Source organism: Maritimibacter sp. HL-12 (genome assembly GCF_900177545.1).
GTDB lineage: Bacteria > Pseudomonadota > Alphaproteobacteria > Rhodobacterales > Rhodobacteraceae > Sinisalibacter.
Window position 1 is genome coordinate 819,860 of record NZ_FXBQ01000001.1, and the last position, 11,549, is coordinate 831,408.

An 11,549-nucleotide genomic window follows, 5' to 3' on the forward strand; every position below is an offset into this window, starting at 1 on the left:
CATGGGCCTGCTGACACGCGACGAATACGCGGCCATCGCCGCCGGCCTGACCCTGCCCACGGGGGCTTTCATAGACGGCAGCTATCGCCCGGCGATCTCGGGCAAGACCTTTGCCACGCGCAACCCCGCCACCGGCGAGACCTTGGCCGAAATCGCCGCCTGCGGTGCCGAGGACGTCGAGCTTGCCGTAACCAAGGCCCGCGCCGCGTTCGACGATGGTCGCTGGTCGCGCCTGCATCCATCAGAGCGCAAGGACGTGCTCATCCGGTTTGCCCGGCTGGTGTCGCGCAATGCGCGCGAACTCGCGGTGATGGAAAGCCTCGAGTCCGGCAAGACGATCTTTGATTGCGAGACCGTCGATCTGCCCGAAACGATCCATTGCCTGAAATGGCACGCCGAGGCGATCGACAAGATCTACGACCAGGTTGCCCCCGCGTCGGACGATCACATCGCGATGGTGCTGCGCGAACCGATCGGGGTCGTGGGCCTCGTTCTGCCGTGGAACTTCCCGCTCCTGATGCTGGCTTGGAAGATCGGTCCGGCGCTCGCGGCGGGGTGTTCGGTCATCGTGAAACCGGCCGAGGAGACCAGCCTCACCGCGCTGCGGGTGGCCGAACTTGCGCAGGAGGCGGGGCTGCCGCGCGGGGTGCTGAACGTGCTCCCCGGCGGTGGGCCGGAGGTGGGCGAGCCGCTTGGCCGCCACATGGATGTCGACATGGTCAGCTTCACCGGGTCGACAGTCACCGGCAAGCGGTTCCTCTCCTACTCTGCCGAGAGCAACGCCAAGGAGGTGGTGCTGGAAATGGGCGGCAAGAACCCCGCCATCGTGATGGACGACGCCGAGAACCTCGACCGGGTCGCGGCGCATGTGGTGCAGGGTGCGTTCTGGAACATGGGCGAAAACTGCTCGGCCACCTCGCGGCTGATCGTGCACCGCGACGTCAGGGAGGCGCTCCTGTCGCGAATCGAGGCCCATGCCCGCGAATGGGTGGTGGGCGACCCGCTGGACCCGCAAACCCGTATCGGCGCATTGGTCAGCGAAGGGCATTTCGCCAAGGTCTGCGGCTATCTCGACCAGGCGGAGACTATCTTGCTGGGTGGCACGGCGGACAAGGGCTTTGTCGAGCCGACGGTGGTTGCCCTGCCCGGCAACGACCACCCGCTGGCCCGCGAGGAGATCTTCGGCCCGGTGCTGAGCGTCATCGAGGTTGCCACCTTCGACGAGGCCATCGCGGTGGCCAACGACACCGACTACGGCCTCTGCGCCGCGCTCTTCACCGCCAACGCCAAGCGCGCCATTCGCGGCGCGCGGATGCTGCGGGCGGGCACCGTGACGGTCAACAGCTTCGGCGAGGGCGATATCTCGACCCCCTTCGGCGGCTACAAGCAATCGGGCTTTGGCGGGCGTGACAACGGGCTGCACGCACATGACCAGTATACCCAGCTCAAGACCATCTGGCTCGATCTGGCCGACGACGCGGACGAGGCGGTGGATTGACGCGCTACACCGCAAGCCGGACCCCGCACCACCTTGGCCCCGCCGCGTGGAACGCGATCCTGCCGGCGCAGGACGCGGCCGAGCGTCTGGAGGGGAACGCCACCGCCGATTTCGCGGTGATCGGCGCGGGATTCGCCGGGCTTTCGGCGGCGCGAAGGCTGACGCAGCTTGCCCCCGGCGCGCGCATCGCGGTGCTCGACGCGGGGCGCATTGCCGAGGGCGCGGCGGGCCGCAACTCGGGCTTCATGATCGACCTGCCGCACGAGTTGACCAGCGAGGACTACGCCGGCACCGGCGACGACCGCGCGATGATCGCGCTCAACCGCATGGCGCAGGCGTTCGGCCGCGAGGCGGTGGCGCAGTACGGTATCGACCCCGCCTTTTTCGACCCCGCCGGCAAGGTGAACGGCGCGGCCAGCGCAGCGGCACACGCTCACATCGAAAGCTATGCCCGTCACCTCGCGAGCCTCGATGAACCCTCCGAGATGCTCGACGCGCAGGCGATGCGGGAGTTGACCGGCAGCGCGCATTACCGCTCCGGCCTCTACACCCCCGGCACGGTGATGCTGCAGCCCGCAGGTTACGTGCGCGGTCTGGCGGCCGGATTGCGGCGCGACGACGTGGCGATCTTCGAGGAAAGCCCGGTCACCGGGTTTGCCCGCGAAGGTGCGGCGTGGCGGATCGAGACACCCCAGGGGGATCTGAGCGCGGGCAAGGTGATCCTGACGGTGAACGGGCACCTGGAAAGCTTCGGCATCGCGCGCGATCGGCTGATGCAGATCTTCCTCTTTGCCACGATGACGCCGGACCTCGACGCCGACACGCTCAAACGTCTCGGCGGGCAGAGCCGCTGGGGTGTTACCCCCTCAGATCCGATGGGCACCACCATGCGCCGGATCGACCGGGGCCAGGGCGGCAACCGGATCGTCACCCGCACCTGCGCGGTGCTGCGGCCCGGCATGGTGCCCCGGCAATCCGACCTCGCCCGCGCCGCCCGCGTCATGCGGCGCAAGTTCGACCAGCGCTTTGCGCAGCTTGCGGGGATGGAGATGGCGCATTTCTGGGCCGGGCACCTGTGTCTGAGCCTGAACGGTGTTTCGGTGATGCGCGAGATCGAGCCCGGGCTCTACGCCGGTTGCGTGCAGAACGGGCTGGGCACCGCGCGCGGCACGTTGACGGGGATCGGCGCGGCAGAGCTGGCCTGCGGGCAGGCAAGCGCCATCACCCGCCATTTCACCGCCGAACCGGCCCCGAAACGCCTGCCGCCGCAACCGTTTCGCGAGATCGGGGCCAACGCGGTGCTGCGCTGGAAGGAATGGCGCGCGGGCGCGGAGTGAAGTGCGGCGCTGCCCTGCTTCCCCGGCGTGCCATTGCTGGCGCAAGCAGGCCAGGAAACGAGCCGTTGTATCGAGCTGGGGCGAATGTCTCAATACTCCTGGTTGAGCGCGTCGGCGGCGGGGATTTCGCGCTCGCGGCGCGCGATATAGTCAAGCAGCGCCTCGTTCACGCCCTCGTCGAGCCTGGGTTCCTCGTAGGCCTCGAGCAGGCGGCGCGCATGAACAAGGGCGCGCTCGGTGATCTCCTTCGATCCGTCCGCCACCCATTGCTCGATCGAGTTGTTGTCAAAACGGTCGGGCATGAAGAACGCGGTCTGGAAATTCTCCTGGGTATGCGGATGACCGAGATAATGCCCGCCCGGCCCGACATCGCGGATCGCGGCCAGGGCCTGATCGAAATCCCCCCATTGCGGACCTTCCGCCATGCGGTAGGCCATCGCGCATTGTTCGGCATCCACCACGAACTTGGCCACCGAGCAATGCATTCCCGCCTCGTTCCACCCCGCCGAATGCCAGATGTAATTGGCCCCGGCATGGATCACCGCCGAGAGCGTCGCGGCGCTTTCGTACCCGGCCTGTGCGTCGAAGGTCTTGGCCCCGCCGAGCGCGCCCGAGGTGCGCCACGGCACGCCGTAGAACCGCGCCATCTGGCCGATCATGAAGTTCATCAGGCTGATTTCCGGGGTTCCGGCCATTGGCGCGCCGGATCGCATCGACACCGTCGAGAGGTAGTGCCCGTAGATCGCCGGGCAGCCGCGGCGGATCACCTGCGTATAGGCCAGCGCCGAAAGCGCCTCGGCGTTGAGCTGCGCGACGGAGGCGGCAACGCTTGCGGGCGTATTGGCCCCGCCAAGCACGAAGGGAGAGCAGAGCACCGGCTGATTGCGCCGACAGAAGGCGCGCATCGCGCCGAGCATCGTCTCGTCCCAGACCAGCGGCGAATTGCCGTTGCAATTGCCGGTGGTGACAGGGTGTGACTCGATGAAATCCGCACCGAAGAGGAGGGCGCACATCTCCATCACGTCCTCGGCGTTTTTCGGGCTTGTCGTCATCCCCATGAAGGTCTTGTCGGAGTATTTCATCGAGGAATAGGTGATCCGCAGGTGGCGCTGGCTGATCGGGTGATCGTAGGGCTCGACGATGTGATGCGCCGAGGAATGCAGGGCGGGCATCATGTGCGCCAGCTTGTGGAACATCGAGAGGTCGGCCAGCATCGGATTGCGGCGAACATCGTCGAGGTCGCGCAGGTAGGGCGCGCCGGTCATCGGCACGAAGATCGAATGCGGCCCGCCGAGACGAACGTTCTTTCGCGGATCGCGGGCGTGATAGGTGAAATCCGAGGGGATCGTGGCAACCAGTTCGCGCACCAGGCCGCGGTCGAGGTGAACACGTTCGCCGCGCACGTCAGCCCCGACCCGACGCCAGTCGCGCAGAGCAACAGGGTCGCGGAAGATCACGCCGACCTCTTCGAGAATATCCATCGAGGCCCCGTCGATCTGTGCGATCTGGTCCGCGTTCATCGGCTCGCAAGTCGGCAGGGTCCGGGTGAGACCGGGCAACATGTCGAACGTCACCGCGCCGCGGCTGCTGCGCCGGGCGGCGCGCCCGCCGGCGCGGCTACGGGGCTTGGTCAGGGTTGTCATGTCGGGTCTCCTTCCCGACACAGTCTGGAGGAGAGCCACGCCTTTGACGTGCTGGTTTGCGAAACCATTTTGCAGAATGCGACATGGCTCAGAGGCGACGTGCCGCGTGCGGAGCTATCGGTGCGACCGACCCGCGTTCAGGACGATGGCGCCCGACCGGGAGGAGTGCGGAGGATCTCGGCGATCATCACGACCGCCAGAATCCCGGCCCCGCCTGCGGCAAGCCAGGTGACGCTCGGGATCGCCGCACCGTTCTTCACCGCGATCGCGATCAGCGCCCAGATCACCGACAGGAAATAGACCGGCTCGTCCCGCCGCATCCAGTGGATGAGCAGCGCGGCCACGAAGGCCAGAACAATGCAGATCTGGGCCCAGACCACCTCGCCGAACGCGATCTCGAAGCCGGCACCGGTGAGGCCAAGCGAGGCGAAGCTCGCCGCGGTGAGCCACCCCGCGTAAAACGCGATCGGGGCCTTGCCGAGCCAGCGGTCGGCCAAGGGCGCGCGGGCAAGCGCGATGACCGCCGAGACCAGCATCGCGAAGATCAGGATCGTCGCCCAGATCGGAGACACCATCGCCACGGGAAGCCAGATCGCGCCGATCACGAGGGAGACCAGAAGCGCCGCACGGTGCCGGTCCCAATCCCGGTTGTCGGGACGACGGATGAGCCCGAACCCGGTCGCCGCCACGATCCACAGGTAGATCGGCCCCCAGATCGCGAAGGCATACCCCGCCGGCTGCACCGGGGGATCGACCTGCGGATCGGGGTAAAGCATCGGGTCGAATCCCCCGAAGCCCGGCACCAGGAATGGCCCGAGCGCAAAGACGACAGCGGCGACGAACAGAAGAATGGCCTTGGCGCGCATCATGTTGTCCTTTCATCCGGCATACTGGAAGGGCGGACCGTCGGGGACGAAAGTCGGCCAATCCGGCGCACGGGTCAACCCCGGCACCCCGAAGCTGCGGCCCCGCGCGCCGTCCGGGCCGCGGCGCACATCCCGCCTCACCGATCCGCGGGCAGGGGCGGGGCGGTCAACGGCTCCGGGGAACGGGGAAACTGCGCGACGACGCGGGCGGCCACCCGGTTGCCCGAAGACAGCGCCGCGGCGAGCGGCTCGCCCCGCGCGACCGCGAACAAATAACCTGCGTTGAACGCATCGCCCGCGCCGACCGTGTCGAACACCGCGATCCGGTCAGCATCGGCATGGGCGGCAAGCTGGCCCTGCCGGCCATAACACCCAGCCGCCCCGGCTTTCGCGACAAGGCAGGTGCCGGGCGCGGCTTGTTCGGCCAGCCGGGCAAGGCCCTCCTGCGTATCGTCGCACCCGGTCAGACCGGCGAGTTCCTTGTCGTTCAGAAGAACGTGGTCGGCACGGGCAATCCAGCCCAACACCCGCTTGCGCGTCGCCGCGCTCCAGCCTGCGTCGGGCCAGCCGGGATCTATCGCCAGTTCGGCACCCGCTGCCCGCAGATCGTCGAGCAGCGCCTCGTGGTCGGCCAGCAACCCCGGCAAGGCGAAGGCCCCGCTGACCATCACCAGCGCGCCGTCAAGTGGCCAGTCGTCGAGCCCAGCCCGGAAGGTCGCCCGGGTCAATTCGGCAAGGTGGCCCGGCGTCGACAGGAAACTGCGCTCGGCATCGCTGAACAATACGCCCACCGAAACCCCGGTTGCCGTCTCGAAGCGCGTCATCCGGTCGAGGCCAGACCGGAAGCGCGCGGCGATCATGTCGCCCGCCGGGTCGGTGCCGCAGCCCGAAACCAGCCCGGCCCGGGCACTGAGCCGGCGCAGCACGAGCGCGGTGTTCGCCGCCGACCCGCCGATCCGAAAATCGGATTTCGGCAGAAAGACCTCGGTGCCCGGCTCGGGCCAGCCGTCGAGCGGCCCCATGACGACATCGAGGTTGGCATTGCCGATCACGCAGATCGCGCGTTCCATCAGGCCGCCTCACCGCTGGTCACCTTCGTGGAGCGGATCGGCATGCCGACATCGGGCACCATCCGCGCGGCGGCGTCGATCACGGCGCGTTGCAACGCCGGCAGGGCGGCGGCGGCGGCAGCCATCCCCCGGCGCGGGGGCAGCGACAAGGTCACCGCACCGGGCACCGCGGCCTCGCCCGAGAGATCGACGATGCCGGGGCGCAGACCATGGCCGATCAACTCACCCGCGAGCCCCGCGATATTGTCGCCCTCGTCACCCTTGCCGCGCAGAAACACGATCGCCGTCTCCGGACCGACCATCTCGAACGGACCATGGCGGAACTGGCCGGCTTCGAGGCCCAGAACCGGGATGCGCGCCAGCTCCATCAGGCTCAGGCCCGCCGCATCCGCCACGCCCTGCAACGCCCCCCGCCCGACGAAAACGGCATTGCGAGCCTCGGCGATCAGATCGCGCAGCTCCGGGCTGTAGGGCGGCGATGCCTCTTCAAGCACGGCACGTAACGGGGCCATGTCGGCACCGAGTGCTGCGAGCACCGCCGCGTGCATCGTCAACGTCACCAGCAGCGACCGGGTGGCCGCATAGGCCAGTTCCACCCCGCCGCATCCGATCAGGGGCCGGGTCCGCCGCGCGAGCGGGCTGTCGGGGTCGAGGGTGAGGCCAAAGACGGTGCCTTGCGGCTGGTCATCGAGAAACCGCACGACCTCGCCCGAAGCGCCCGATTGCGACGTCAGGAACAGGGTGGCCGGGCGATCCAGCGGTGCGCGCATGTATTCCGAGAGCACATGCGCCGAGGCATCGACGCCAGCCTGGCGATAGAAGGGTTCGGCCATCCGGTTGACCCAGTGCGAGCCCCCCATGCCGAGAAGCAGCAGCCGGCCCGTGGCCTTCATGCTGCGGGCCGCCTCGGCGGCGGGCGCGGCCACCGCATTCCAGGTGGCTTGGGCATCGGAGAATTGGCGCTCCATTTCGGCTTCGAGCTGCCGAAGGCCGTTCGGGCTGGTCATCGTGTCTTCCTTGTTTTCTTGCTCAGGCGAGGGGGGCGCCATCGGCCCCGAAGCGGTGCAGCCGGGCCGCATCCGGCGCGAGGTGCAGCGCGGTGCCGGGCGTCGGGGTTTCGCCGGGCGGAATGCGCACCACGACACGGCCCGCCTCGGCGGTTTCGACATGCAGGAAAGTGTCGCTGCCCAGCGCCTCGGCCATCACGACCTTGCCCGCCCAGGGGCCATCCTGTGCGACGTGCAGGTGCTCGGGGCGGATGCCGACGCAGGCCGCGCCCATCGCCTCGGCCGTGGCCCCTTCGATCAGGTTCATCCGCGGACTGCCGATGAAGCTTGCCACGAAACGGCTCGCGGGGCGTTCATACAGGTCCATCGGCGTTCCGACCTGTTCGACCTTGCCTGCGTTCAGAACCACGATCCGGTCGGCCAGCGTCATCGCCTCGACCTGGTCGTGGGTGACGTAGATCATCGTGGTGTCATGCAGCCGATGGTGCAGGGCCGCGATCTCGATCCGCGTATCGACGCGCAGCGCGGCATCGAGGTTCGACAGCGGCTCGTCGAACAAAAACACCCTCGGCTGGCGCGAGATCGCCCGCCCGATGGCAACCCGCTGGCGCTGCCCGCCGGAAAGCGCTTTTGGCTTGCGGTCCATCAGGTGGTCGATCTGCAGCATCCGGGCCGATTGCGTGACCCGCTCCTCGATCTCCCGCTTCGACAACCGCGCCTGTTCGAGACCGAAGGCCATGTTTTCGCGCACCGTCATATGCGGGTAGAGCGCATAGGACTGGAACACCATGGCGCAGCCGCGTTTTGCCGGCAGCACATCGTTCATCTTCTCGCCGCCGATGCGCAGCTCGCCGCCCGATATGTCTTCGAGCCCGGCGATCATCCGCAGGAGCGTGGATTTCCCGCAACCCGAGGGGCCGACGAAAACCACGAACTCGCCGCTGGCGAGGTCGAGGTCGATCCCGTGGATCACGTCAACCGTTCCGAAGGATTTGCGCACCGCTTGCAACTCAACCCGTGCCATCTGTCATCCTTTCACTGCGCCCGCCGTCAGGCCGGACACGATCTTGCGTTGGAAGATGAGGACCAGCACCACCAAAGGCAGCGTGACCACGACCGAGGCGGCCATGATATTGCCCCAGGGAATCTCGAATTCCGACCGGCCCGAGATCATCGCGATCGCCACCGGAACCGTGCGCTGGGTGTCGGTCGACAGGAAGGTCAACGCGAACAGGAATTCGTTCCAGGCGTGGATGAAGGCGAGCAGGCCCGTCGTCACCATCGCCGGCCACATCAGCGGCAGGAACACCCGCCAGATGATCGTCAGCGCCGATGCGCCGTCCATGATCGCGGCTTCCTCGATCTCCACCGGCAGCTTGCGCATGAAGGTGGTCAACACCCAGACGGTGAACGGCAGGGTGAAGATCATGTAGGAAAACACCAGCGCCCAGAGCGAGTTGAACAGCCCGAAGGCGCGGATCAGCTCGAACAGGCCCGCGAGCACCGCGATCTGCGGGAACATGCTGACCGAGAGGATGGTCAGAAGCAAAAGCCCCCTGCCCCGGAACCGGATCCGCGCGAGCGCATAGGCCGCCGTGGTCGCGAGGACCAGCGACAGAACCACGACAGCCGACGCGGTCACCGCGGAATTCAGAAACTGCCGCCCGAAGACGCCGGACGACAGCATCGAGCGGTAGTTCGACCAATCCAGCGCGGCGGGCAGGTAGTTGATGTCGAAGATCGCCTGCCCGGTCTCGAGCGAGGTCAGGATCGCGTAGTAGAACGGAAACACCGCCTGAAGCACGATGACCGCGACGAGAAGATAGAACCCGTAAGTCTTGAGGCGTGCCATCGTGTCAGTCCTCGCGTTCGAGGTTCATCCGGGTAACGCGGATGAAGGTGATGGTGATCAGGGCGATCACGAAGAACAGCAGCGTCGAGGCGGCCGAGCCATAGGCGAACTTGTCGTAATCGAACAGGTTTTCGCGGGCATAGATCGACATCGAGCGCGTCGCGTCGGTGTTGGGGGTGAGGACATAGATCAGGTCGAACACCCGCAGCGCGTCGAGCGTGCGGAACACCACCGCCACCAGCAGCCCCGGCAGGATCAACGGCAAGGTCACCTTGCGAAACAGCCTGAACGCGGGCACACCATCCATCCGCGCTGCCTCGTAAATATCATCGGGCACCATCTGCAACGCGGCGAGGATCAGCAGCGCCATGAACGGCGTGGTCTTCCATACGTCCACCGCGACAATGGCGAACATCGCCGTGCCCGGCGTCGCCGTCCAGGCGATGGCACTGTCGATCAGCCCGACACGCATCAGCATGTCGTTCACGATGCCGAACTGGTCATGCAGCATCCAGGCCCACATCTTGGCCGAAACGATGGTGGGAATCGCCCAGGGGATGAGGATCGCCGCCCGCACGAGGCCCCGGCCGGGAAAACTGCGGTGCAGCACCAGTGCGATGACGAGGCCAAACACGGTTTCGATGCTCACCGAAAGGCCCGCGAACCAGATCGTGTTCCAGACCGAGCGCCACCAGCGCGGATCGGCCAGAACGCCCTCCCATTCGCCCTGCCCGTTGCCATAATCGAACCAGTGGAGGTAATTCTGGAACCCGACCCACTGCGCATTTCCCAGTTGGTCGAGCGAGGCGTCGGTGAAGCCGAACCAGATGGTGCGCGCGAGCGGCCAGGCCGCGACCGCCGCCAGAACGATCAGCATCGGCGCGAGGAAGGCCCATGCCGCCCGCTTGCGCTGCCGCGCCAACCTGGAAAGATCAGGGGCTGTCATCGTTTCCGCATCCATATGGCCTCGAGAGAGGCGCGGCAGCTTTCGCCGCCGCGCCGGAGTGGCAGATTACCACGCGTCGCCCTTGAGCCGGGTCAGGCGCGCTTCGAGCGCCGCAAGGTTGCTCTCGGCGGTGCCGTTGCCGGACATCGTGTTGTGCACAGCAGTCCAGAACTCGGCCGACACCTCGTTGTACTTGCGCTTGGTCGAGAACGCCGGACGCGGGGTGGTGCCGTCAAGAACCGGCTTCCACAGCGGGATGAACGGCATCTTCTCGGCCACCTCGGCATCGTCGTAAATCGCCGTGATCGTGGCCGGACGCGAGGTGTCGATGGCGCGCATCTTCTGGTTCTCGAAGTTCACCAGGAATTTCACCAGTTCGATCGCCACTTCGGGGTGCTCCGAATAGGCCGAAACCCCAAGCGCCGCACCGCCCAGCGTGGCCACGGCCCCGCCCGGCCCGCCGGGCAGCGGAGCGACCTCGACCGCGTCCTTCACCGGGCTGTCATCACCGGTGACGAGGGCATAGGCGTAGTTCCAGTTGCGCATGAACACCGCGTTGCCCGACTGGAAGGTGCCACGCGCATCTTCCTCCTTGTAGTTCAGCACGCCGGACGGGGCGATGCTGCCGACCCACGAAGCGGCCAGGTCGATCGCCGCCGCGGCCTGCGGGTTGTTGATGCCGACGCTGCCGTCTTCGCCCACGATCATGCCGCCGCCCATGGCACCGACCCATTCCATCGCGTTGCAGGTCAGGCCTTCGTAGGCCGCGCCCTGGAAGACGAAGCCCCACATGTCGCCGTTGCCTTCGGCGCGCTCGGCCTCCATCACCTCGGCCGCCGTGGCGGTGAGTTCCTCCCAGGTGGTGGGCACGCTCTTGCCGTGCTTCTCAAGCAGGTCGGCGCGGTAGTAGAGCGCCGGTGCCCCCATGAACATCGGCATCGCCACCAGCTTGCCATCCACCGTCTGCGCATCCAGCGCGGAGGGCACGAACTGGTCGCGGATATCTTCAACCGCCTCGTTCATGTCGACGAAATGCTCCGAAATCTGCGGTGCCCAGATCACGTCGAGGCGGTAGACGTCGATATCGGACGACTGCGCCGAAAGCCAGAGCTTGTACTGGCTGAACTGATCGGTCGTCGATTCCGGCATCGAAACGATGTTGACGGTATGACCGGTGGCCGCCTCGAAGGCATCGAGTTGCCGGCGCAGGATCTCGTCGTCCATGCCGACCGCGCCGTGCACGATGTTCAGCGTTTCGGCCTGCACCGAAAAGGCGGCAAGGCTGACCAGCGCAGCCCCCGCGAGAGATTTCAAGTATTGGGTCATTGTC

General features: G+C 66.9%; 10 protein-coding genes. 2 read left to right on the top strand and 8 right to left on the bottom strand.

Features of this window, described 5'->3' with window-relative positions; all coding sequences use genetic code 11:
• Position 1: 1 nt before the first annotated feature.
• Entirely contained in the window at positions 2–1,498 is a 1,497-nt protein-coding gene (locus B9Y97_RS04180) for an aldehyde dehydrogenase (RefSeq protein ID WP_085525567.1), read from the top strand.
• Positions 1,495–2,835 carry an NAD(P)/FAD-dependent oxidoreductase gene (locus B9Y97_RS04185; RefSeq protein WP_085525568.1) on the top strand — a complete coding sequence of 447 codons (1,341 nt, stop codon included), beginning with the start codon at positions 1,495–1,497 and terminating at the stop codon, positions 2,833–2,835. The genes B9Y97_RS04180 and B9Y97_RS04185 overlap by 4 nt, the downstream gene beginning before the upstream one ends.
• A gap of 89 nt (positions 2,836–2,924) precedes the next feature.
• On the opposite strand, the gene B9Y97_RS04190 is transcribed toward B9Y97_RS04185, so the two are convergent.
• The 8 genes from B9Y97_RS04190 to B9Y97_RS04225 form a co-directional block, all read right to left on the bottom strand.
• Positions 2,925–4,478: a trimethylamine methyltransferase family protein gene (locus B9Y97_RS04190; RefSeq protein ID WP_085525569.1), complete on the bottom strand. Its 1,554-nt coding sequence runs from the start codon at positions 4,476–4,478 to the stop codon at positions 2,925–2,927.
• A 137-nt stretch (positions 4,479–4,615) separates the two neighbouring features.
• Positions 4,616–5,344: a hypothetical protein gene (locus tag B9Y97_RS04195; RefSeq protein WP_085528100.1), complete on the bottom strand. Its 729-nt coding sequence runs from the start codon at positions 5,342–5,344 to the stop codon at positions 4,616–4,618.
• Between the two features lie 137 nt (positions 5,345–5,481).
• Entirely contained in the window at positions 5,482–6,414 is a 933-nt protein-coding gene (locus B9Y97_RS04200; protein WP_085525570.1) for a carbohydrate kinase family protein, read from the bottom strand.
• Positions 6,414–7,421, bottom strand: coding sequence for an SIS domain-containing protein (locus B9Y97_RS04205; RefSeq protein ID WP_176224296.1), 1,008 nt, complete (start codon positions 7,419–7,421; stop codon positions 6,414–6,416). Before B9Y97_RS04205 ends, B9Y97_RS04200 begins: the two co-directional genes overlap by 1 nt.
• Positions 7,422–7,443: 22 nt before the next feature.
• The gene (locus B9Y97_RS04210) at positions 7,444–8,445 is read right to left on the bottom strand and encodes an ABC transporter ATP-binding protein (protein WP_085525572.1); all 1,002 of its coding nucleotides are present in this window, start codon (positions 8,443–8,445) and stop codon (positions 7,444–7,446) included.
• 3 nt (positions 8,446–8,448) lie between these two features.
• On the bottom strand, positions 8,449–9,273 hold the full coding sequence (locus B9Y97_RS04215) for a carbohydrate ABC transporter permease (RefSeq protein ID WP_085525573.1): 825 nt from the start codon (positions 9,271–9,273) through the stop codon (positions 8,449–8,451).
• Positions 9,274–9,277: 4 nt separating this feature from the next.
• Positions 9,278–10,219 carry a carbohydrate ABC transporter permease gene (locus B9Y97_RS04220; protein ID WP_085528101.1) on the bottom strand — a complete coding sequence of 314 codons (942 nt, stop codon included), beginning with the start codon at positions 10,217–10,219 and terminating at the stop codon, positions 9,278–9,280.
• Positions 10,220–10,285: 66 nt separating this feature from the next.
• Positions 10,286–11,545, bottom strand: coding sequence for an ABC transporter substrate-binding protein (locus B9Y97_RS04225; protein WP_085525574.1), 1,260 nt, complete (start codon positions 11,543–11,545; stop codon positions 10,286–10,288).
• Positions 11,546–11,549: the final 4 nt, after the last annotated feature.